Below are 22,144 nucleotides of genomic sequence, written 5' to 3' on the forward strand. Positions count from 1 at the left end.
CAAGCCGATTACGCGCGTAATCGAATCGCCTGTCAAGTCCCTCGACTCCAGGTTCATCGCACCTGCGCCAGCATCGATACCTCCCGCCCCAGGCCCCGGATGAAAGCGCTGCCCAAGAAGGATTTCCCGGTCGAGCAGGCGCGCCGCTTCCTCGAACCCGGCCCGATCGTGCTGGTCAGCACGGCGTGGCGCGGCCAGCGCAACCTGATGACGATGGGCTGGCACATGGTGATGGGCTTCTCGCCTTCGCTGGTCGCCACCTACCTGTGGAACGAGAACCACAGCCATTCACTGGCGCGCAGCAGCGGCGAATGCGTGATCAATGTGCCGGGGGTGGAACTGCTCGATACCGTGGTGGACATCGGCAACTGCAGTGGCCGCGAGGTCGACAAGTTCGCCCACTTCGGGCTCGATGCACAGCCCGCGCGCGAGGTCGGTGCACCTCTGGTCGGGCAATGTCATTCGTGCTTCGAATGCCGCCTCTACGACGATAGCCAAGTGGAATCGAGCAACCTGTTCATCTGGGAAATCGTGCGGGCCCATGTTGCACCACGCCCAAAGCTGCCGCGCACGGTGCATTACCGGGGCGATGGGCAGTTCATGGTGTCTGGCGCCGAAGTCTCGCGTCGACGGCGGTTCAAGCCCGACATGCTGTAATGCCAGCACTCCCCCACTCGCAGGACCGCCGCGCATGACCGAACACCTCACCGACCTGGACGCCGCCGTCGACTGGTTGTTTGCGCGCGTGGACGGGCCGCTGCGGATCGGGGCACCGCTGGCACTGGGCAAGCCGCATCGGCTGCTCAATGCGCTGTACGCACGCGTCGAACATGACCCGTCGCGACCGTTGCAGTTGTATACCGCGCTCTCGCTGAACCCGCCGAAGGCACGCGGCAATGGCCTGGAAGCGCGCTTCATGGCACCGTTCGCGCAGCGCCATTTCGGCGACGATTTCCCACGCCTGGCCTATGCCGATGCGATCGCCCGCGATGCGCTGCCGGCACATGTGCAGGTGGAAGAGTTCTACATGCAGTCCGGCGCCCTGCTCGGCTCGCGGCAGGCTCAATCCAGCTATACCAGCCTGAACTACACCCACGCCGCCGATGCCGTGGCCCAACGCGCGCCGCAGGTAATCGTGCAGAAGGTCGCAATGCGACCGGACGACCGGCGGCTCTCGCTGTCGTGCAACAACGACATCACCCAGGACACGCTGGATGCAATCGCCGCGCGAGGCCTGCCGCGCCCGCTGCTGGTCGCCGAGATCGATCCGCAGTTGCCCTACCTGGGCGGCTCGGCCACGGTCGATGTGTCGTTCTTCGATCTGGTGATCACCCCGCCACCGCCGTACCCGGCGCTGTTCGGCCTGCCGCGGCAGCCGGTCGGCGACGCCGACTACGCCATCGGCCTGTATGCCAGCACGCTGGTGCGCGATGGCGGCACGCTGCAGATCGGCATCGGCACGCTGGCCGACGCGCTCAGCCATGCGCTGGTGCTGCGCCACACCGACAACGCGCGCTACCGGCGCGTGCTGCATGCGCTGGATCCACAGCTGGCCAGCCACCCGCTGGTGCAGGAAGTCGGCGGACTGGAACCGTTCGAAGTCGGCCTGTACGGCTGCAGCGAGATGCTCAACGAGGGCTTCCGCCGGCTGGTGCAGACAGGCGTGATCAAGCGCAAGGTGCACGACGACCTGGCGCTGATGCAACGCATCGAGAACGGCAGCACCCTGTCCATCGATCACGCCACCCTCGCCGCCGAAGGCGAGTACCTGCACGGCGCGTTCTACCTGGGCTCACCCGAGTTCTACGAATGGCTGCGCACGCTGCCGGAAGACGAGTGCCGCGCGATCGGCATGCGCCGCATCAGCGAGATCAACCAGCTGTACGGCGGCAACGAGACGCTGGAACGCCTGCAGCGCCGGCACGCGCGCTTCTTCAACTCCTGCATGATGGCCACCGCGCTGGGCGCGGCGGTGTCGGATGCGCTGGACGATGGACGCGTGGTATCCGGTGTTGGTGGCCAATACAACTTCGTGGCGATGGCACATGCCCTGCCCGAAGCCCGAAGCGTGCTGATGTTCCGCGCGGCGCGCGATGACAAGGGCCAGCGTGAATCCAACGTGCGCTGGAACTACGGACACACCACCATCCCGCGCCATCTACGCGACATCTACCTCAACGAATACGGCATCGCCGATCTGCGCGGCTTGACCGACGAGGACTGCGTGCATGCGATGGCTGCGATCACCGAAGCACCGTTTCAGAGCGGGCTGCTGCAGCAGGCGCATGCCGCGCGCAAAGTGCTGGCGGCCACGCAACCGGATCCCGAGCGACAGCAACGCAACACACCGCAGGCATTGGCCGCGGCGCTGGCAGCGTTCCGCGCCGATGGCACGCTGCCGGACTATCCGCTGGGCAGCGACTTCAACGAGATCGAGCAAGTGCTGGTGAAGGCACTGGGCTGGCTGAAGGCCAACACGCAGACCCGCGGCGACAAACTGCGTACCATCTGGGCGGCGCTGCGGCAACCAGCCGGCGACGGCGATGCCGTGTACCTGCAGCGCATGGGCCTGCAGGCACCGAAGGATTTCGCCGAGCGCCTGGACGCGCGACTGCTGCGCCTCGCACTGGCACGCACCGCCTGAAAAAAGGGGACGGAGGGGATTAAGTCGTTTGTGCATAAACGACTTAATCCCCTCCGTCCCCTTTTTCTCATCCACGCATGGCGTAGATCTACCGCTCTATCCTTACTGCATCCTCAAGATACAGACGGGCAATCGGTGGATGCGCTCGATGCTCGACCTGCCACAGGTCGTATGCCGCCTGCATCGCCAGCCACATGCGGGCATTGCCCAGACCTGCAAGCTCAAGGCGGAATGCGAGTTCCGCGGAAATGCCGGCGTGCCCGTTGATGATGGTCGACAACTGTCCGCGGGAATAGCCAAGATGCTGCGCCAGCGCACTGATCGACATGCTGATCGCCGGCAGGATGTCTTCGCGCAGCGATTCTCCGGGATGCGGCGGATCATGCAACGGCATCGAGCAGACTCCTAGTGATAATCAAGGTAATCGACCAGTTCGACGTCGAGCCCACGAAAGCGGAACACCAATCGCCAACTCGCCGAGACACTTACAGCCCAGTAGCCGCTATAGCTTCCGCGCAGAGGGTGCAGGCGATTTCCGGGCAGCCCCATGTCTCCAGGCAGCCGGGCTTGATCCAACTGCACAAGCAAACGCCGCAATCGAGCGACATGATCGGCACGGACTCCCGAAATGTCGCCCCGCTCATAGAGCGCTTTCAGGCCCTTATGCCTGAAGCTGACGATCACGCGGCATCATTGTAAGGCATCACCTTACACTCCGCAAATCCAACATGGGATCCTGCGCTGCTCTTCCTGTCCATGCCTACTTCTGGCGGTGCCTCGGCAGGCCCTCCTTTTCGCAGAGAACGCAGGTCAGATGAAGAGGCCAACGCGACACCGGAGCCGTCGGGCGGAACATGCCGGACGAAAAAAACTGACGGAGGGGATTAAGTCGTTTGTGCACAAACAACTTAATCTCCTCCATCCCCTTTTCTCTCGACCAAAGAAAAGGCCGGCGTGCGCCGGCCTTTTCTTCATCTCACTGCCGGGCTGCTTACAGCGCCTTGGCGGCTTCCACCACGTGCGCGGTGGTGATGCCGAAGTGCTTGTACAGCTGGTCGGCCGGGGCCGAAGCGCCGAAGGTGTCGATACCGATCACCGCACCGTCCAGGCCGACGAACTGGCGCCAGAAACCGGTGACGCCGGCTTCCACGGCCACGCGCTTGCGCACGGCGTTCGGCAGCACCGATTCGCGGTAGGCCGCATCCTGGCGCAGGAACACATCGGTGGACGGCATCGAGACCACGCGGGTCTTCAGGCCGGCCGCGTCCAGCTGGGCCTTGGCTTCGGTGGCCAGCGAGACTTCCGAACCGGTGGCGATCAGGATCACGTCCGGGGTACCGGCGGCATCGGCCAGCACGTAACCACCGCGCTCGATCTGGGCGATCTGCTCGGCGTTGCGCGGCTGGTGCGGCAGGTTCTGGCGGCTGAACACCAGGCAGCTCGGGCCGTCCTGGCGGGTGATCGCGGCCTTCCAGCTCACTGCCGACTCGACCGCATCGCACGGACGCCACACGTCGTTGTTCGGGATGTAGCGCAGCGCGGCCAGGTGCTCCACCGGCTGGTGGGTCGGGCCGTCTTCGCCCAGGCCGATCGAGTCGTGGGTGTAGACGTGGATGGCGTGGGCCGGGATCAGCGCGCTCATGCGCACGCCGTTGCGGGCGTAGTCGCTGAACACCAGGAAGGTGGCGTCGAACGGAATGAAACCACCGTGCAGGGCCAGGCCGTTGGCGATGGCGGTCATGCCGAACTCGCGCACGCCGTAGTACACGTAGTTGGCGTTGGCGTCGTCGCTGGCGACCGACTTGCTGCCCTTCCACAGGGTCAGGTTGGAGTGCGCCAGATCAGCCGAGCCACCGACGATTTCCGGCAGCAGCGGCGCGTAGGCTTCAATGGCCAGCTGCGAGGCCTTGCGCGAGGCGATCGTCGGACCTTCAGCGGCCACCTGGGCGATGTACGCATCGGCCTTGGCAACGAAGTCGGCCGGCAGGTCGCCGTGCGAACGGCGGGTCAGTTCGGCGGCTTCGCCCGGGTACTGGCTGGCGTACTTGTCGAACAGCTGCTCCCACTCGGCCTGGCGCAGGGTGCCAGCACCATTGGCGCGCCAGCCGTCGTAGATCGCCTGCGGGATCTCGAACGGGCCGTATTCCCAACCCAGCTGCTTGCGGGTGGCTTCCAGCTCGTCCTTGCCCAGCGGTGCGCCGTGGCTGGATTCCTTGCCCGCCTTGTTCGGCGAACCAAAACCAATGGTGGTGCGGCAGCAGATCAGGGTCGGCTTGTCGCTCTGCGACAGCGCGGCCTCGATGCCGGCCTTGATGCTTTCCGGGTCGTGGCCGTCGACATCACGCACCACGTTCCAGCCATAGGCCTCGAAACGCTCCGGGGTGTTGTCGGTGAACCAGCCCTCGACGTTGCCGTCGATGGAGATGTGGTTGTTGTCCCAGAAGCAGACCAGCTTGTGCAGGCCCCAGGTGCCAGCCAGCGACGCCGCTTCATGCGACACGCCTTCCATCAGGCAGCCATCGCCCATGAACACCCAGGTGCGGTGGTCGACCACTTCCAGCTCCGGGCGGTTGAAGCGCTGTGCCAGCAGCTTCTCGGCCAGGGCGAAGCCCACGGCATTGGCAAAACCCTGGCCCAGCGGGCCGGTGGTGGTTTCCACGCCCGGGGTCTCGTGGCGTTCCGGGTGACCGGCGGTGTGGCTGCCCAGCTGGCGGAACAGCTTCAGCTGCTCGATCGGCAGGTCGTAACCGCTCAGGTGCAGCAGCGCGTACTGCAGCATCGAACCGTGGCCGTTGGACAGCACGAAACGGTCGCGGTTGAACCAGTGCGGGTTGCTCGGGTTATGGCGGAGATAGTCGTTCCAGAGGACTTCGGCAATGTCGGCCATGCCCATGGGCATGCCGGGGTGGCCGGACTTTGCGGTTTCAACCGCATCGGCGGCAAGGAAGCGGATGGCGTTGGCCAACTGGCGACGGGTAGGCTGCGTCATGGTTCTGTCGGAATCGGGAGGCGGCCGCGGACGTGCGGGCGGCCTATTGTCCCATAGTCGTCGGGCGGGGGTCAGTCCAACGTGCCTGGTAGGTGCCGGCCGCTGGCCGGCACTTCATGATCTCCGCCGGATTCCGCATGTGAAAAGGGGTCGGATCCCTTTCCTTGCGGAAAGGGATCCGACCCCGATCAGGTCGCCAGCAGTGGCTCCCGAATCAGTCCTTGTGCGGGGTCAGCGCCGGGCCGTCGTGGCCTTCACCCTTGGCCACCAGCGTGGTCAGGGCCAGGTCACCGGTGACGTTCAGCGCGGTACGGCACATGTCCAGGAAGTGGTTCACGCCCAGGATCAGGCCGATGCCCAGCGGGTTCACGCCGACCATGGCGCAGATCATCGCCACCACCGGCAGCGAGCCGGACGGTACGCCAGCGGTGCCGATGCCACCGAGGATGCAGACGGCCATCACCATGATCTGCTGGCCGATGCTCAGGTCCACGCCGAAGAACTGGGCCAGGAAGATCACCGTCACGCCCTCGAACAGCGCGGTGCCGTTCTGGTTGGCGGTGGCGCCCACGGTCAGCACGAAGCGCGACACGCGCTGCGGCAGGCCCATCTGGTCGGCCACGCGCAGCGCGGTCGGCAGGGTGGCATTGCTGGAGGCGGTGGAGAACGCCATCACCGTGGCTTCCTGGGTATCGCGGAAGAACGACAGCGGCGAGCGACCGGACAGCCACACGGCGGTACCGTAGGTCACCACCATGTGCAGCCCGAGCGCCAGCACCACCACGCCCACGTAGGCGCCCAGGCGGATGATCAGCTCGAAACCGAACAGCGCGGCCAGGTTGAACATGAAGCAGGCCACCGCATACGGCGCCAGGCGGATGACCAGGTTGATCAGGGTCATCGAGATTTCGAACACGCCTTCGATGGCGCGACGCAGCGGGGCGACCTTCTCGTTGTCAGTCAGCACCATGCCGATGCCGAACATCAGCGCGAAGAACATCAGCGACAGGATCGCGCCATTGTCAGACGCGGCCTGCAGCACGTTGCTCGGCACGATCGACAGCAGCATGTCCATGCCCTTCGGCGTGCCATGGATGCCAGCAACGATCTCCTTGCTGCGCTCGGCGTTCTCCGACAGCATCATCGCCGCGACCTGCGGGTCGACGCCGGCACCGGGCTTGAGCAGGTTGACCAGAACCAGGCCGATACCCACTGCAATGCCAGACAGCAGCACGGTGTAGGCCAGCGTCTTCCAGCCGATGCGGCCAAGGGCGCGGATGTCGCCCATCTCCGACACACCCATGATCAGCGCCGAGAAGATCAGCGGCACGATCAGCATGAAGATCAGGTTGAGGAACAGGCCCGAAGCCGGGGTGGTGATGTAGTCCATTACCCATTTGGCACCGGCCTGCAGACCATCGACGCTGCCACCCAGGGCGTGCACGATCAGTCCCAGGACCAGGCCGATCGCGAAGCCGATGCCCATCTTCCAATGCAGGGGCAACTTCTTCTTGTCGGCAGCAGCTGCTGTCATACGGGGGTTTCCTCGAAAAATGAATGCACTCTAACAAAGCGCGCAAGCGGCGCTGGTTCAGGTTCGCCGTGGCGGATACAGCGGCGCAAGGCCAGTGTCAGCGGTGCCCGCAGCCGCCGACCAGTGCGGTCCGTCACGGAAGGCCTCGCGCAGGCGGGTACGCAGTGACGCCAGGTCGCCCTGCCCGCCCCAGCGTGCCTGCTGCAGGTCCTGCAGCACCTGACGCTGGGCCGGCTCGGCCAGGCGGTCGATGACCTGCTCGATACGTTCGACACCGGCCATCGCACACAGTTGCGCTTCAACCTGCTCGAAACCTTCGCCATCCAGCGCGCGGCGCAGTTCGGCCAGACCAGCACGTCCGCTCGCCACAACCGGCACAGCCGAGCGCCCCGCTACCGGCGCCGCCACGCGCGGGCGACGGCCACGCTGCCACCCCCACAGCAGGGTCAGCAGCCACAGCAACGCCAGGCCGATGACAGCCCCCACCCACGGCCAAGGCCGTTCGGACAGGCCACTGGCGCGCGGATCGGTCGCCGCGATGCGGCTGTCCTGTCCATCGGCACCGGGCAGCGCCGCATCGGTGTCGATCGGTGGCAAGGGCGCAGGCGACGCATTGCTTCCGCCGTTGCCCGCTGCGACGGCAAGCGTCAGGTCCGGCAGGCGCGCTTCCTGCGCCTTGCCATTGCGCACGTCCCACCACGGCAGGCGCGGCCCCGGCACCACCAGCGAACCCGGCTGGCGCGGCACGATCGAATAGCGGCGGGTGATCTTCAGCCGCGGCGTGCTGCCGTTGAAGGTCTCCTCATATTGCGCAGGCTCGGCGAAGACCTGCGCGTTGCTGCCGACCTCGGGCACCGGCAGATCGGTGAACTGCGCGCGGGTCGCGCCTTCGGCAATCGCTTCGACCACGATGTTGGCGGCTTCCCCGCTGCGCGCACTGGTCGGCGCGCTGGTGTAGCGCAGCTGCAGGCTCTGCAGCGGAAGCCACGGCTGCGGCGCCTGTGCCGGCTGGGCCTGCACCTGCAACGTGCGATCCGCGCCGGTGGCATTCATGCGGCCGTCGCCGCCACCGAAGAAGTCATCGAAGAAGCCACCGGCGCTGCGCCCGTTGAAGCGGGCACCGACGAGGCGCAGCGGGCCACTGCGCTCCGGAATCAGCAGGAAGCGGCGCTCGACCACGTTGTAGCGGCGGCCGTTGACCTGGCGCACGTCGGTGCGGTCATCGCCTACCCGCTGCAGCGACGCACCGGCCGGGGTATCCAGCACCAGTTCGCCGGAGGCCAGCTGCGAGGCGAAATACAAGCGCACCACCACACCCACGCTCTGCTGCACATACGGCGTCTGATCATCGACAACGGTTTCGATGAAGGCCATCGCGTTGCTGTCGGCACCGGCAACGGTGGCGGCGTCCACCTGCAGGGTCAGCGGCGCGGTCCGCGTGCTGCCTACCTGCAGGCCGGGAATGACCAGCGCACCACTGCGACGCGGCGTCAGCGCCACGCCGTACAGATTGCGCTGCTGCATGGCGCCGTTGCTCCACTCCACCTGGCGGCTGCTGGTCTGTCCGCTGAGGTCGAAGTCGGTACGCAGCGGGTTGAAGTCGGGTGCGCCCTGGTCACTCTCGACGTTGAGGGTGACCGTATCGCCCATAGCAACACGGTCGCGGTCGAGCCAGGCGCGCGGCTGCGCCCACGCCAGCAGCGGCAGCCACAGCAGCAGTGCCGCCAGTACCCGCAGCGGCCAGCGCCCATGCATGTTCATCGCCCGCGTCATCGCCCTTCCTTCTTCCTGCGTTCGTTTTCCAGCTGGAACTTGGCCCGCAGCAACGCGCCCGGATCATCCGGCACACGCCGCATCCACGCCTCCACCGCCTGTTGCTCCTCGCGCTGGCGTGGCGTGGCGCCATCGCTGCCCGGTACCGGTTTGCCGTCCTTGTCGGCCTTACCCTCGCGTGCCTGCTGCATCGCCTGCTGCATGCGTTGGCGCTGCTGTTCATCGGCCTGTGCCTGCGCCTTGGCATCTTCCACCTGCGGCGGTGCCTGCTGGCCATCGCGGCCACGCTCGCCGGGCTGCGGGTTCGGCTGCGCTTTGTCATCATCCGGCTTGGGCTGGCCCTGCTGGCCCGACTGCGGCTGGCCCTGGCCGGGATTCTGCTGGCCCTGCTGCGGCTGCTGGCCCTGCGGATTCTGCTTGCCCTGCGAATCGTTCTGCTTCTGCTGGCCGCTCTGCTGTGGCTTCTGCTGATCCTGGCCTTGGCCACCGGATGACTTGCGCTTGCGCGCGGCATCGACCACCGCACGGTTGGCCACCGCATCGGCCATGCCCGGATGCAGCGCCAATGCGCGATCGTAGGCGGCAATGGCTTCGTCGTAGTTGCCCTGGCGTGCCAGTGCGTTGGCCAGGTTGTACCAACCGGCATCGTTGTCGATGCCCTCGAACTGCTTGCGCGCACCGGCGAAGTCGCCATTGCGGTACGCCTGCACGCCGTCGGCCAGGCGCTGATGCTGCAGCTGGTCGCTGCGCTTCCACAGCGTGCCCTGTATCGGCTGCGGCGTGGCGGCCGACGGCGCCTGCGCCTGCACCTCGCCCATCCATGGCAGCAGGCCCACTGCCAGTACGGCAGCCAGCAATGCACGGCGACGGAACGCCAACAGCGCCAGCAGCATCAGGGGCGGCAGCAGCCAGAAACCTTCATCGCGCCATTGCCTGCCCTCGCCCGGTCGCTCCGCCGTCGTGCCCTCACGCACATCGAGCACGCCCAACGCGCGCAGATCGCTGTCATCGGCGGCAATGCGCGCATAGCGTCCGCCGCCGGCCGTGGCCACCGCGCGCAGGCTGGCTTCTTCCAGTGCGGCCTGGCGGATCTGACCACTGCCGTCGCGATAGGCCGCACCGGCTGGCGTACCCAGGCCCAGCACCGACACCTGCATGCCCAGACCGCGTGCCTGTGCTGCGGCCAATCCGGCTTCGCCGTCGGCCTGGTCGGTCACCAGCAGGATCTGCCCGCGCAATGCACCGATCTGCCGCATCAGCCGGGTCGCCCAGTCGATGCCACGGTCGGCGCGCTGGCCATCACGCGGCATCACATCGGGCGACAAGGCATCCAGATACAGCGAGACATTGCTGCCGTCATCGGTCAGCGGCGCCACGGTGTAAGCGTCGTCGGCGTACACCACCAGGCCGACCTGCCCGCCCTGGCGCGCGCGCAGGAGCTCACCCACCTTGGCCCGCGCCTGCAGCAGGCGCGAGGGCGGCAGGTCGGTGGCAGTGATTCGGCTGGACAGGTCCAGCACCACCAGCAACGGTGCGCTGGCCTGGAACATCGGTTGCGCCTGCTGGCGCCAGCTTGGCCCGGCCATCGCCAACGCAGCCAGCGTCCAGCCCAGCAGCAGCGCCCACGGCAGGCGCGCACGACGGCGCGTGCCCGCCGCCAGCAGATGCGGCAGCAAGTGCGCATCCACTGCGTGCCGCCACACGTCGCTGCGCCGCTGCCGGTACAGCGCCACCGCGATGATCAGCGGCAGCGCCAGCAGCGCCCACAGCCATTCCGGACGCAGGAAGTGCAGCGCGTTCCAATCAGGAAGATTCGAAGCAAGCGCGATCATCGGCGACGCTCCGGCCACAACCAGGCCAATGCGCCCAGCAGCAAGGCCAGGCCCAGCGGCCACGCATAGCGTTCCTCGCGCGGGCGCAGGCTCGGACCCTTCGCCGCTATCGGCTCCAACCGGTCCAGCTCGGCATAGATGCCGGCCAGCTGTGCGGTGTCACGTGCGCGGAAGAACTGGCCGCCGGTCATGTTGGCGATCTTCTTCAACGTCGCTTCGTCGACCGGATCCTGGTCGGCGGAAATCGGAATACCAAACAGGCGCATGCTGCCGTCACCGCCAAAGGCCACGGTGTGGATGCGCACGCCTTCCGCGCGCGCCACCTCGGCCGCGCGCAGCGGTTCCAGCACGCCGGCATTGCTCACGCCATCGGTCAGCAGGATCAGCACGCGCTGGCCTTCGGGTTGGCTGCGCAGCCGCTTCACCGCCAGGCCGATGGCGTCGCCAATGGCCGTCTCGCGGCCGGCCAGGCCGACCACGCTGTCGCGCAGCTGGTCGCGCACGCTGGCCAGGTCGGCGGTCAGTGGCGTCAGCGTGTAAGCGCGGTCACCGAACACCAGCAGGCCGATGCGGTCGCCAGCTCGACGGTCAAGGAAGTCGGCCAGCACGGCCTTGGCTGCGGTGAGGCGATCAACCGCCTGTCCGCCCAGCACCATATCGCCTTCGCCCATGCTGCCGGACACGTCCATCGCCAGCATCATCTGCCGGCCTTCCTGCGGCGGCGTGATCGCCTCACCCAACTGCTGCGGACGCGCCAGCGCCACGCACAACGCGCACCAGCCCAGCCACAGCAGCAGCGTGCGCAGCCATGACACATCTACGCGGCCGCCACCGGCCAGCGCTTCCAGTTCAGTGGCCGCATACGGCACGCGCAGCGCCGCGCCCGAATCGGCACGGCGTTTCCACCAATGCATCAGCAATGGCAGCGGCAGCGCCAGCAACGCCAGCGGCCACGCCAGCTGCAGGTCCGGCCACGGCCAGTAACTCGCCAGCACATTCATCGGCGGCGCTCCAGCAGCAGCGCCAGGTAGCGTTCGCGCGCCCAGCGGCGCACTGCGGCCACCTCGTTGACGTCCACGCGTGGGCGATAGGCACCTTCGGCCAACAGGCTTCGGCGTGCTTCCGGCAATGTGCCCTGCGGATCCACGCGCTGCCACCAGGCCTCATCACGCAGCGACTCGCTGCCCGGACGCGCATGGCGGGCGGCACGCCGCAGCAGTCCCGCAATGGCCGCCAGTTCCGCAGCGGCGTCGTGGCTGGCAGCCAACTCCTGGTCGAACAGCTGCAACCAGCGCTGGTGACGACGGCGGCGGCGCCACCCCAGCACAGCCACCACCAACAGCACCAGCAGCAACGCGCTGCCGATCATCAGGTAGCCCGGTGCCGGTGGCCACCATGATGGTGGCGGTGGCAGCTGCACATCGCGCAGCGGCAGGTTGGCGCTCATGCCGGCACCTCGGTCGGCGACGGTGCCAGCCAGGCATCGCTGGGCGCATCGGTGGACAACACCTGCACGTCGACACGGCGCGCACCGAGCTGACGCCGCAGCTCCTGCAGCGGTTCAACGAAATGCGCCTGCCAATGCGCCTGTACCTCGCTGCGGCGCAGGTCGAGGCCAATGCGCTGCTGCAGCGTCTGGAACTGCAGCGCGGCCGATGGCGGCTGCAGCTCCAGCGGATCGACCAGCAGCACCAGGCTGAGGTGGTGATGCTGGGCCAGCGCGCTCCAGCGCGCTGGCGGAATACGGATGGCCTGCTGCGGATCGGCCAGCACCAGCATGCGCGCACCCGGGCGCAGCACGCGGGCCGCATGATCCAGCGCGCGCTCAAGGCCGAGATCGTCCGCGGGTGGTTGCGCATACCAGCGGGTAAGCGCATCGAGCACGCGCAGCACGCCGCGCGGCCCGCCTGCGGGTGCGATGGGCGACTCACGATCACTGCCACGCAGGGCGCCCACGCGGTCGCCGCTACGCTGCGCTGACCACGCGGCGACAGCCCCGGCGCGTGCGGCCTGCACCGACTTGAAGCGTACACGGGTGCCGAAATACAGCGCCGGTGAAGTATCGGCCACGATCAAGCTGACGCGTTCGCGCTCGGCCTGGAACAGCTTGGTGTGGGCGCGGCCGGTGCGCGCGGTCACCCGCCAGTCGATATGCCGCGCGTCGTCACCGGCCACGTACTCGCGTGACTCGGCATATTCCATGCCACGTCCGCGCAGCGGTGACGGCGCTTGGCCTGCATTGCCGGCGCGGCCACGGCGCGGCGGCGGAGGCCGCTGTGCAAGGCGGCGCAGCGCCACCAGCTCGGACAGCTGCGGCCGCAGCCCGTCGCCATCGCTGACGTTGGATGTGGGTTCCAGGGATGGATCGATCATGCGCAGGCTCAGGGTGCCGGCACCCGTGCCAGCAGTTCCTGCACCAGGCGCTCGCCGTCCCAGCCTTCTGCGGTGGCTTCGTAGCTGGGCAGCACGCGATGGCGCAGCACGTCGGCGGCCACCGCGCGCACATCATCGGGGGTGACGAAGTCGCGGCCCGCCAACCAGGCGCGCGCACGCGCGCAGCGCTCCAGTGCGATGGAGCCACGCGGGCTCGCACCCCAGGCGATGCGGCGGCCGAGGCCGGCGTCATAGCGCGAAGGATCACGCGAGGCCAGCACCAGTTCGATCAGGTAGCGTTCCAGCGCCGGCGCCATGTGCAGGTCCAGCACTTCACGGCGGGCATCGAACACATCCTGCATCGGCAGCTTTTCCGGTACCGGTGCCGACTCGCCCAGCGCGCCACGGGCACGCTCGCGGGCCAGGCGCAGGATCTCCGACTCGGCTGCCTGGTCCGGGTAGCCGATGCGCACGTGCATCAGGAAGCGATCCAGCTGTGCTTCTGGCAGCGGGAAGGTGCCTTCCTGCTCGATCGGGTTCTGCGTGGCCATCACCAGGAACAGAGACGGCAACGCGTAGGTGTGGCGGCCCACGGTGACCTGACGCTCACCCATCGCTTCCAGCAATGCCGACTGCACCTTGGCCGGTGCGCGGTTGATTTCATCGGCCAGCAGGATCGGGTGGAAGATCGGGCCGGGCACGAATTCGAAGCGGCCTTCCTGCGGGCGCCAGATCTCGGTGCCGGTCAGGTCGGCCGGCAACAGGTCCGGGGTGAACTGTACGCGGGCGAAGTCGGCTTCCAGGCGCGCGGCCAGCGCGCGGATGGCAGTGGTCTTGGCCAGACCGGGGGCGCCTTCCACCAGCAGGTGACCGTCGGCCAGCAGCGCGATCAACAGGCGTTCGACCAGCGCGGCCTGGCCGACGATCTCGGCCGACAATGCGTCGCGCAGCTGGCTGAAAGCGGCATGCAGGCGGGAGATGGCCGGCGCGGGCGGCGGCGAGACGGTTTCGGGCATCGGCGGTGGCAGGTTCATGGGGGCCTTTGACCGGCGCAGGACGGCACGGGTTCCCGACATCATCGCAGGGTGCCCTGCGAATGGCATCAAGAACGGCTGAACAGCATCCACGCATGGCGTGGATCTACCGGCCATATGCGTGAACGGGGGGCCAAACGAAGAAGGGCCGCACAGGGCGGCCCTCTTCGTGTTGCCGGTTGCGATGGCTCAGTTCTGCTTGGCCACGCGCAGCACCTTCGGGGTCACGAACACCAGCAGCTCGGCCTTGTCCTTGCTGCGGCCACGCTTCTTGAACAGGTTGCCGAGGAACGGGACGTCACCCAGGAACGGGACCTTGCTGATGCTGTTGCGATCGGTGAACTCGTACACGCCACCGATGACCACGGTCTGCCCGTCCTCGACCAGCACGGCGGTGTTGACCTCGCGGCGGTTGATCGACGGCACGGTACCGTAGCCTTCCAGCTGGATCAGCCGATCCACTTCATCCTTCTTCACCTGCATGTTGAGGAACACGCGGTTGTCGTTGGTGATGGTCGGGGTGACCTTCAGCTCCAGCACCACTTCCTTGAACTGCACATTCGGCGTGGCGACACCACCCGCACCGGCACTGATGGTCACGTAGCCGATTTCCTTACCCTGCTTGATCAGGGCCTCGCGCTGGTTGGTGGTGACCACGCGTGGGTTGGAGATCACTTCGCCACGCGACTCTTCCTGCATGGCCGACAACTCCACGTCCAGCAGGTAGCCGGCATTGAGGATCGACAGTGCCAGCGAGCCTGCCGGGTTGGTCGATGCCGCCGGCATGGCCCAGTTCAGGCCACGGGTGATCGCCGAACCCACCGGCACCGGCGCCGGACCGGTGCTGCCGCCGGCCAGCCAGTCGCGGTACGCCTTGGCATTGGCCGCATCGGCTTCGACCTGCGACTTGCGGGTATCGCGGTTGGCTTCCAGATTGCCACTGAAGTAGGCATTGTCGCGGCTGCCGCTGATGCCGAACCGCGCACCCAGCTCACGTGCGAACGTATCGGTGGCGATGACGATGCGGCTTTCGATCAGCACCTGGTCGACCGGGCGGTCGATCACGCTGATCAGCTCACGCATCCGCGCGATCTTCTTCGGAATGTCGCTGATCATCAGCGTGTTGGTGCGCTCGTCGGCGACGATGCGGCCACGGCCGGACAGGAAGCCACTTTCCTCCTGCGACGACCCACCGCCACCGCCACCTGCGCCACCACCGCCACCGCCGCCGATGCCCTTGGCTTCGGTCAGTGCTTTGAAGATCTGGGTGGCGCTGTGGTAGTTGATCTGGACGTAGTCGGTGACCAGGTCCTCGCGGTTCTCGATGGCGATGCGCGCGTCTTCCTTCTCCTGCTCGAACTTGGCCAGTTCGGCCTGCGGCGCCACCCAGATCACGCTGCCGTCGCGACGCTTGTCCAGGCCCTTGGCGCGCAGCACGATGTCCAGCGCCTGGTCCCACGGCACATTCACCAGGCGCAGGGTCACATTGCCCTGCACCGAATCGGACGCCACCACGTTGAGGTTGGACTCTTCGGCGATCAACTGCAGCACGGTGCGCACCGGCACGTCTTGGAAGTTGAAGGTCACCGGCTTGCCGGTGAAGCCGCGCTGGCCGACGGCCTTGGCGGCCTGGGTCACGCTGCCGGCAGTAACCGCACCGACGGCGGCCGGGGCCTGCCGCGGGCTGATCTCGACCACGTACTCGTTGCCGCTCTGGTAGGCCAGCGATTCGACCGCACCGCCGGTGCTCAGCACCAGCTGGGTACCGGCCCCGGACGGCTTGGCGTCGATGCGTTGCACCGGCGTAGCAAAGTCGATGACGTTCATCGGCTTCTGCAGGTTGGCCGGCAGGCGGGCATTGCCGACATCAACCACCACGCTGTTGCCCTGCGTACGCAGGTCTGGGATCGCGCCCTGGCCATCGAACTGGACGATCAGGCGCCCCGCGCCATCATCGCCCCGCTTGAAATCGATCTTGGCGACCGACAGGCCGGCCGGCGCCGCGGCCGGTGCCACGGTGGTGCCCACCGGCTTCTCTGCCGGTGCGGCGGCCAGCGCCGGAGCGCAGGCCAGCATCAGCGCGACTCCCAACGCGCTGACACGGTTCAAGGTAGAGCGCCGGATGGGACGCAGCCCCTTGGCTTGGTGAAAGGTCATCGTGCTATCCCCAGTAAACGATCATTGATCTTCAAGCGAGAGCGTTGCCGGCCGTTCCAGCCAGCCACCCGCGCCATCCGGCACCAGTTCGATCAGCTCCACGCGGTCCTCGAAGACCGCCGTGGCCCGTCCGTCGCTCTGCCCCAGGTAGCCACCCGGGCGTACCCGGTAGGTCACCTTGTCCGGCCCCATCACCAGCGCAACGGTACCGCTGCCGGTGCCGATGGTACCGACCATGTCCAGTGCGTCCAGCGGGAAGCCTTCCAGCGGCTCCTTGCGCCGGTTCGGATCCGGCCGCAACCCACCGCTCCCCTGCGGATTGGTCCAGGCATCGGTAAACGGATCGCGCAGGCCCTGCGCGGAGTACTCGAAGGTCTCGAACTGCTGCATCACCGGCAGCGGCTCCAGCGGCTGTGCCGGCCGGGCACGCTCGCCCTCCACCCATTTTTCCAGGTTCGGCGCATCGCCCGGCGTGCTGGTCACGCCACGGCCACAGGCTGCCAGCAGCAGCACCGCGGCAACCATCCCACAGCGTGCAAAGAAGGAACGCGTCACTTCTTGTCCTCCTTGCCAGCTTCAGCCTTCTGCTGTTCCTGGACCTCGGTCTCATCCAGGTAGCGATAGGTTTTGACCGTGCCGGACAGTTCCAGCGCGCCCGCACGGGCACCGCCACCGGTCTTGTCGGCAGGTTTCAGGTTGATGTCGTGCATGGTCAGGATCACCACCCGCGGCAACGAGGCCACGCCACTGACGAAGGCGCCGAACTGGTGGTAACTGCCCACCATCTTCAGCTTGATCGGCTTCTCGGCGTAGAACTCCTTGACCTGCTCCTGCTCCGGCTCGAACAGCTGGCTGGTCAGGCCGCTGGACAGCGCCGTCTGCGAGATGTCGATGATCAGGTCCGGCATTTCGGTCTTGCTCGGCAGCTGCCGCAACATCTGCTGCAGCACCTGCTCCATCTGTGCCAGCTGCTGCTTGAGCGGGCCCAGGTTCACCGCGCGTTCCTGCTGCTTGGTGAACTCGGTGCGCAGGTCGCCTTCCCTCGACTCAAGGCTGGACAGTTCGTCGCGCTTGCCGCTGATCAGCAGCATCCAGGCGACGAACATGATGACCAGCGCCAGCAACGAACAGAAGACGATCTTGGCCTTCTGCGGCCAGTTGCCGATGTCGTTGAAATCCAGGTTCTTCAGATCGATTTTCTGGCTCATGCGCGGTCCCCCTGCAACGGGGCGTTGGAGGCCTGCGGCGGCTGCGCCAGGCGGCTGCCCTCAGGCTTGGCCGGTGCCGGTGCGGCCGGCTGGTTCGGCTTGGCCGGCGCGGCGGCCGGTGCAGCCGCCGGGGCCGGTTGGGCCGGGGCCGGGGCCGGGGCCGGCTGGGATGCTGCCGGTGCTGCGGCCGAAGCTGCCGCGTCCGGGCCTGCAGCAAGCGGTGCCACGGCAGGCACTGCCGCTGGTGCGGCCGCCACGCTGCCATCGGCATTCAGGCCGGGCGTGCCGGTCTCTTCGCTCTGCGCAGGCAGCTTCACCGTGACCTTGAACATGTACGGCAGCGCCTTGATGTCAGACACCGGGCCGGTCGCGTTCTTGTCCGCAGCACTGGCCTGGATGATCGACAGTTCCGGATTGGTCATCCAGCCGGAGGTTTCCAGGTTGCGCATGTACGCCGACACGCGTGCATTGGACTGGGTCCGGCCTTCAAGGGTGAGCATGTCTCCCTCCTGCTGCAGCGCGGTCAGTACCACGCCGTCAGGAATGGTGCGCACCAGCGCGTCGAACAGGTGGACCATCTGCGAGCGCTTGGCCTGCAGTTCCTCGATCACCTTCTTGCGCGCCAGCAGGCGGTCCTTCTGGGCGTCGAGGCGGTCGATCTCCTTGTTCTGTTCCTTGACCTTCTCGATCTCGGCTTCCAGATAGGCGTTGCGGTCCATCTGGCCGCTCACCTGCCGGTCGTAGTAGAACCAGATCACCAGCGACAGCAGCAGGCCACCAATCGCGGCCATGCCCAGCATTGCGTAGAACTCGCGCTGGCGTTGCTTGCGCCGCTCGGCGCGCCAGGGCAATAGATTGATGCGCGCCATCAGTCGAAGCTCCTCAGCGCCAGACCGGTGGCGATCATCAGCGCGGGGGCATCCTGGGCCAGCGCATGTGCGTTCACCTTCGGGCCCAGGGTCATCTGTGCCAGCGGGTTGGCGATCACGGTCGGCACGCCCAGCTGCTCTTCGACCATTTCCGGCAGGCCACCGAGCACGGCGCAGCCTCCGGCCAGCACGATGTGATCGACGCGGTTGAATTCGCTGCCCGCATAGAAGAACTGCAGCAGGCGACTGATCTGCTGGACCGTGGCTTCCTTGAACGGCTCCAGCACTTCCATCTCGTAGCTTTCCGGCAGCCCGCCCTGGCGCTTGGCCAGGCCCGCTTCCTCGTAGCTCAGGCCATAGCGGCGCATGATCTCGTCGGTCAGCTGCTTGCCACCGAACACCTGTTCGCGGCTGTACAGGCTGCGGCCACCACGCAGGACATTGAGGGTGGTCATGGTGGCACCGATGTCGACCAGCGCGACCACGCCCTCGATGGACACCGGCAGCTCGCTGGCGACCAGGGCATACGCGTTCTCGACCGCAAAGGCCTCCACGTCCATCACCTTGGCCTGCAGGCCACCCAGCTCCAGCGCCGACTGGCGCAGTTCAACGTTTTCCGAACGCGACGCGGCCAGCAGCACCTGGACCATCTCCGGGTTGTTCGGGATCGCCCCGATCACCTCGAAGTCCAGGTTCACTTCCTCGATCGGATATGGAATGTAGTTGACCGCTTCCAGCTCGATCTGGGCTTCCATGTCGTTTTCGTCGAGCTCGGCCGGCATCGGGATCACCTTGGTAATCACCGCCGACCCGGCGACGGCAGCAGCGGCCAGCTTGGCCTTGCTCCCCGAGCGGCTCATCGCGCGGCGGATGGCCTCACCCACGGCCTCCACTTCCACGATGTTCTTCTCCACCACCGCATTCGGCGGCAGAGGTTCCACAGCGTAATGTTCCACACGAAAACGGTTGCCACTGCGGGACAGCTGCAAAAGCTTTACCGCAGTCGAACTGATGTCGACGCCTACAAGCGGCGACTGACTTTTTGGGATGAGCCCCACGGTTTCTCCCCTGCCGACGGGCACTTGGACGCAAGACCTGCGCCCGAGCATTAATAACGTATTCTTAGCAAATGGCAACGGCCCTGCTGTGAAGTCCCTCACGGATTCACCATGCAGCCCCTGACTGTTCCCTTTGCGCTCCCCGGCGGCGACCCCAGCCGCCACCTTGCGTAATCTATACTCTGCGACCACGAAATTCGCAATCGGAATCTGAACCCGATGACTCGACTCCGCCGCTGGCTGCGCTGGATCTTCCTGATTGTCCTGGTCCTGGCGCTGATCGGCGCGGCCGCCGTAGGCGGTCTGTACTATGCCGTTTCCTCCAAGCTTCCCGACGTGCAGACCCTGCGCGACGTGGAAATGCAGGAGCCGATGTACGTCTACGCTGCCGACGGCAAGCTGATGGCGGTGTTCGGCGAGACCCGGCGCACCCCGATCACCATGAAGGATGTGCCCGAGCGCCTGAAGCAGGCGTTCCTGGCCACCGAGGATGCCCGCTTCTACGAGCATGGCGGCGTCGACTACATGGGCATCGGCCGTGCCGTATGGCTGCTGGCCACCACCAGCGACAAGCGCGTACCCGGTGGCTCCACCATCACCCAGCAGGTCGCCCGCCAGTTCTTCCTCAGCTCCGAGTACAGCTACACCCGCAAGCTGGCCGAGATCCTGCTGGCACGGAAGATCGAGTCCGAGCTGAGCAAGGACGAGATCTTCGAGCTGTACCTGAACAAGAGCTTCTTCGGCAACCGCGCCTACGGTGTGGCCGCCGCCGCCGAGTTCTACTACGGCAAGAAGCTCAACGAGCTGGACCTGGATGAAATGGCCTCGCTGGCCGGCATCCCCAAGTTCCCGTCTTCGGGCAACCCGATCTCCAACCCGGAACGTGCCCGCCAGCGCCGCGACAACTACGTGCTGCAGCGCATGGCCGACCTGAAGTTCGTCAGCCAGGCCGAGGCCGATGCGGCGAAGGCCGTGCCGATGCACGCCACCGCGCATGAGCCGCCGGTCCAGGTCGATGCCCCGTACGTGGCCGAGCTGGTGCGCCAGGAAATGATCGCCCGCTTCGGCGGCGATGTGGTCAACAAGGGTTACCACGTCACCACCACCATCGATGCGACCCTGCAGACCGCCGCCAACCAGTCGGTGCGCGACGGCCTGCTGCTGTACGACCACCGGCATGGCTGGCACGGCGTGGAGAAGCAGGTCCAGGTAGGGGCCAGCGAAGACGCCGCTGCCCTGGCCGAGCACCTGCGCGGCATGTTCGGCCAGGCCGGCCTGCTGCCGGCCATCGTTGCCAGCACCGGCGCCGATGGCAGCGCCACCGTGGTGCTGGCCAACCGCAGCGAGATCGTGCTGCCGGCCGGCGCCGCCAAGTGGGCCAACAAGAGCCCGGCCAAGCTGGTGCAGCGCGGCGACATCGTGCGCGTGCGCGCCGGTGCCAAGGAGGGCGAATGGCTGCTGGACCAGCTGCCGCGTGGCCAGTCCGCACTGGTTTCGCTGGATGCCCACAGCGGCGCGCTGAAAGCGCTGGTCGGTGGCTTCAGCTTCTCCGGCAACAAGTTCAACCGCGCCACCCAGGCCCGGCGCCAACCGGGTTCGAGCTTCAAGCCGTTCGTCTATGCGGCCGCCTTCGACAAGGGCTACAACCCGGCCTCGATCGTGCTCGACGCCCCCGTCGTGTTCCGCGACCGCCGCGGCAAGACCTGGGCCCCGCAGAACGACGGCGGCGGCTTCCGCGGCCCGATGCGCCTGCGCGAAGCGCTGGTGCAGTCACGCAACCTGGTTTCGGTGCGCCTGCTCGATGGCATGGGCGTGGATTACGCGCGCAAGTACATCAGTGAATTTGGTTTTGCCGAGTCGGAGCTGCCGCCGAACCTGTCGATGTCGCTGGGTACCGCCTCGCTGACTCCGCTGTCGGTAGCCCGTGGCTATGCCGTGTTCGCCAACGGCGGCTCGCGCGTGGACACCTGGCTGATCGACCAGGTGAACGACCGCGACGGCAATCTGGTGTTCAAGGAAAACCCGGCAATGGCATGCCGCGACTGCGCCGGCAGCAGCGGCCAGCCGGTCAACCAGGTGGTGGACGGCTTCAACTTCGGCGCCCCGGCCCCGAAGGTGGACCCGGCCGCTGCGGCAAAGGCCGAAGCCAAGCCCGAAACCCCGGCCGCACCGGTCAACCCGGATGCACGCACCGCCCCGCGCGCGATCGACGCCCGCACCGCCTACCAGCTGGTGTCGATGATGCGCGACGTGGTCCAGCGCGGTACCGGTGCTCAGGCCAAGGTACTCGGCCGCGAGGACGTAGGCGGCAAGACCGGCTCCACCAACGACCACCGCGATGCCTGGTTCTCCGGCTTCGGCGGCCCGTACGTGACCACCGTGTGGGTGGGCCGCGACGACTTCCGCTCGCTGGGCTACCGCGAATACGGTGGCAAGGCCGCCCTGCCGATCTGGATCGACTACATGCGCACCGCGCTGAAGGACACCCCGATCGCGCAGAACGACCCGCCCAGCGGCATGGTGCAGGCCACCCTCAATGGCGCCACCGAGTGGGTGAAGGTGGAAGACATGGACCGCCTGACCGACTACGACCTGAACCTCAATACCCCGCAGGCCGACGCCGCCGCGTTCGATATCTTCTGAGGAAAGGTGCGATGGGTGCCAACCGTGGGT

18 protein-coding genes are annotated in these 22,144 nt (G+C 66.8%); 3 read left to right on the plus strand and 15 right to left on the minus strand.

Features of this window, described 5'->3' with window-relative positions:
* The first annotated feature begins 99 nt into the window (after positions 1-99).
* Together V9K93_RS15780 and V9K93_RS15785 are read left to right on the plus strand one after the other, a co-directional pair.
* The gene (locus V9K93_RS15780) at positions 100-657 is read left to right on the plus strand and encodes a flavin reductase family protein (RefSeq protein ID WP_046984271.1); all 558 of its coding nucleotides are present in this window, start codon (positions 100-102) and stop codon (positions 655-657) included.
* A gap of 34 nt (positions 658-691) precedes the next feature.
* Positions 692-2,644 (plus strand): acetyl-CoA hydrolase/transferase C-terminal domain-containing protein, encoded by a 1,953-nt coding sequence (locus tag V9K93_RS15785; RefSeq protein WP_337302854.1) that lies wholly within the window; start codon positions 692-694, stop codon positions 2,642-2,644.
* Between the two features lie 88 nt (positions 2,645-2,732).
* Here V9K93_RS15785 and V9K93_RS15790 read toward each other — a convergent pair whose 3' ends face one another.
* From V9K93_RS15790 to V9K93_RS15860, 15 genes are all read right to left on the minus strand, one after another.
* Positions 2,733-3,038: a HigA family addiction module antitoxin gene (locus tag V9K93_RS15790; RefSeq protein ID WP_014038309.1), complete on the minus strand. Its 306-nt coding sequence runs from the start codon at positions 3,036-3,038 to the stop codon at positions 2,733-2,735.
* Between the two features lie 11 nt (positions 3,039-3,049).
* Complete coding sequence (locus V9K93_RS15795) at positions 3,050-3,328, minus strand: type II toxin-antitoxin system RelE/ParE family toxin (protein WP_136639477.1); 279 nt, start codon at positions 3,326-3,328, stop codon at positions 3,050-3,052.
* A gap of 307 nt (positions 3,329-3,635) precedes the next feature.
* On the minus strand, positions 3,636-5,633 hold the full coding sequence (gene tkt, locus V9K93_RS15800) for a transketolase (RefSeq protein WP_337302855.1): 1,998 nt from the start codon (positions 5,631-5,633) through the stop codon (positions 3,636-3,638).
* Between the two features lie 214 nt (positions 5,634-5,847).
* The gene (locus V9K93_RS15805) at positions 5,848-7,167 is read right to left on the minus strand and encodes a dicarboxylate/amino acid:cation symporter (protein ID WP_046984276.1); all 1,320 of its coding nucleotides are present in this window, start codon (positions 7,165-7,167) and stop codon (positions 5,848-5,850) included.
* 57 nt (positions 7,168-7,224) lie between these two features.
* A complete protein-coding gene (locus V9K93_RS15810; RefSeq protein ID WP_337302856.1) occupies positions 7,225-8,940 on the minus strand; it encodes a BatD family protein in 1,716 nt (571 codons plus the stop codon).
* On the minus strand, positions 8,937-10,772 hold the full coding sequence (locus V9K93_RS15815) for a tetratricopeptide repeat protein (RefSeq protein WP_337302857.1): 1,836 nt from the start codon (positions 10,770-10,772) through the stop codon (positions 8,937-8,939). Before V9K93_RS15815 ends, V9K93_RS15810 begins: the two co-directional genes overlap by 4 nt.
* On the minus strand, positions 10,769-11,773 hold the full coding sequence (locus V9K93_RS15820; protein WP_337302858.1) for a vWA domain-containing protein: 1,005 nt from the start codon (positions 11,771-11,773) through the stop codon (positions 10,769-10,771). Before V9K93_RS15820 ends, V9K93_RS15815 begins: the two co-directional genes overlap by 4 nt.
* Positions 11,770-12,219 carry a DUF4381 family protein gene (locus V9K93_RS15825; RefSeq protein ID WP_136639482.1) on the minus strand — a complete coding sequence of 150 codons (450 nt, stop codon included), beginning with the start codon at positions 12,217-12,219 and terminating at the stop codon, positions 11,770-11,772. The genes V9K93_RS15820 and V9K93_RS15825 overlap by 4 nt, the downstream gene beginning before the upstream one ends.
* Entirely contained in the window at positions 12,216-13,145 is a 930-nt protein-coding gene (locus tag V9K93_RS15830) for a DUF58 domain-containing protein (protein WP_337302859.1), read from the minus strand. Before V9K93_RS15830 ends, V9K93_RS15825 begins: the two co-directional genes overlap by 4 nt.
* A gap of 8 nt (positions 13,146-13,153) precedes the next feature.
* The gene (locus V9K93_RS15835) at positions 13,154-14,179 is read right to left on the minus strand and encodes an AAA family ATPase (RefSeq protein ID WP_337302860.1); all 1,026 of its coding nucleotides are present in this window, start codon (positions 14,177-14,179) and stop codon (positions 13,154-13,156) included.
* A gap of 189 nt (positions 14,180-14,368) precedes the next feature.
* Positions 14,369-16,336 (minus strand): type IV pilus secretin PilQ, encoded by a 1,968-nt coding sequence (locus tag V9K93_RS15840; protein WP_046984283.1) that lies wholly within the window; start codon positions 16,334-16,336, stop codon positions 14,369-14,371.
* A gap of 21 nt (positions 16,337-16,357) precedes the next feature.
* Positions 16,358-16,861, minus strand: coding sequence for a pilus assembly protein PilP (locus V9K93_RS15845; RefSeq protein ID WP_046984284.1), 504 nt, complete (start codon positions 16,859-16,861; stop codon positions 16,358-16,360).
* Positions 16,862-16,887: 26 nt separating this feature from the next.
* The gene (locus V9K93_RS15850) at positions 16,888-17,544 is read right to left on the minus strand and encodes a type IV pilus inner membrane component PilO (protein ID WP_046984285.1); all 657 of its coding nucleotides are present in this window, start codon (positions 17,542-17,544) and stop codon (positions 16,888-16,890) included.
* Entirely contained in the window at positions 17,541-18,413 is an 873-nt protein-coding gene (locus V9K93_RS15855) for a PilN domain-containing protein (RefSeq protein WP_337302861.1), read from the minus strand. The genes V9K93_RS15850 and V9K93_RS15855 overlap by 4 nt, the downstream gene beginning before the upstream one ends.
* Complete coding sequence (locus V9K93_RS15860; protein WP_046984287.1) at positions 18,413-19,471, minus strand: pilus assembly protein PilM; 1,059 nt, start codon at positions 19,469-19,471, stop codon at positions 18,413-18,415. The genes V9K93_RS15855 and V9K93_RS15860 overlap by 1 nt, the downstream gene beginning before the upstream one ends.
* A 219-nt stretch (positions 19,472-19,690) precedes the next feature.
* On the opposite strand from V9K93_RS15860, the gene V9K93_RS15865 reads away from it, so the two are divergent.
* On the plus strand, positions 19,691-22,114 hold the full coding sequence (locus V9K93_RS15865; protein WP_046984288.1) for a penicillin-binding protein 1A: 2,424 nt from the start codon (positions 19,691-19,693) through the stop codon (positions 22,112-22,114).
* Positions 22,115-22,144: the final 30 nt, after the last annotated feature.

The sequence above is a fragment of the Stenotrophomonas sp. CCNWLW162 genome, from assembly GCF_037203745.1.
Classification (GTDB): domain Bacteria; phylum Pseudomonadota; class Gammaproteobacteria; order Xanthomonadales; family Xanthomonadaceae; genus Stenotrophomonas; species Stenotrophomonas maltophilia_AQ.

Excerpts from the sequence above, each read along its gene's own strand:
- V9K93_RS15780 (WP_046984271.1), top strand. The coding sequence starts at position 100 with ATGAAAGCGCTGCCCAAGAAGGATTTCCCGGTCGAGCAGGCGCGCCGC.
- V9K93_RS15785 (WP_337302854.1), top strand. The coding sequence starts at position 692 with ATGACCGAACACCTCACCGACCTGGACGCCGCCGTCGACTGGTTGTTT.
- V9K93_RS15790 (WP_014038309.1), bottom strand. The coding sequence starts at position 3,038 with ATGCCGTTGCATGATCCGCCGCATCCCGGAGAATCGCTGCGCGAAGAC.
- tkt (WP_337302855.1), bottom strand. The coding sequence starts at position 5,633 with ATGACGCAGCCTACCCGTCGCCAGTTGGCCAACGCCATCCGCTTCCTT.
- V9K93_RS15805 (WP_046984276.1), bottom strand. The coding sequence starts at position 7,167 with ATGACAGCAGCTGCTGCCGACAAGAAGAAGTTGCCCCTGCATTGGAAG.
- V9K93_RS15810 (WP_337302856.1), bottom strand. The coding sequence starts at position 8,940 with ATGACGCGGGCGATGAACATGCATGGGCGCTGGCCGCTGCGGGTACTG.
- V9K93_RS15815 (WP_337302857.1), bottom strand. The coding sequence starts at position 10,772 with ATGATCGCGCTTGCTTCGAATCTTCCTGATTGGAACGCGCTGCACTTC.
- V9K93_RS15820 (WP_337302858.1), bottom strand. The coding sequence starts at position 11,773 with ATGAATGTGCTGGCGAGTTACTGGCCGTGGCCGGACCTGCAGCTGGCG.
- V9K93_RS15825 (WP_136639482.1), bottom strand. The coding sequence starts at position 12,219 with ATGAGCGCCAACCTGCCGCTGCGCGATGTGCAGCTGCCACCGCCACCA.
- V9K93_RS15830 (WP_337302859.1), bottom strand. The coding sequence starts at position 13,145 with ATGATCGATCCATCCCTGGAACCCACATCCAACGTCAGCGATGGCGAC.
- V9K93_RS15835 (WP_337302860.1), bottom strand. The coding sequence starts at position 14,179 with ATGAACCTGCCACCGCCGATGCCCGAAACCGTCTCGCCGCCGCCCGCG.
- V9K93_RS15840 (WP_046984283.1), bottom strand. The coding sequence starts at position 16,336 with ATGACCTTTCACCAAGCCAAGGGGCTGCGTCCCATCCGGCGCTCTACC.
- V9K93_RS15845 (WP_046984284.1), bottom strand. The coding sequence starts at position 16,861 with ATGGTTGCCGCGGTGCTGCTGCTGGCAGCCTGTGGCCGTGGCGTGACC.
- V9K93_RS15850 (WP_046984285.1), bottom strand. The coding sequence starts at position 17,544 with ATGAGCCAGAAAATCGATCTGAAGAACCTGGATTTCAACGACATCGGC.
- V9K93_RS15855 (WP_337302861.1), bottom strand. The coding sequence starts at position 18,413 with ATGGCGCGCATCAATCTATTGCCCTGGCGCGCCGAGCGGCGCAAGCAA.
- V9K93_RS15865 (WP_046984288.1), top strand. The coding sequence starts at position 19,691 with ATGACTCGACTCCGCCGCTGGCTGCGCTGGATCTTCCTGATTGTCCTG.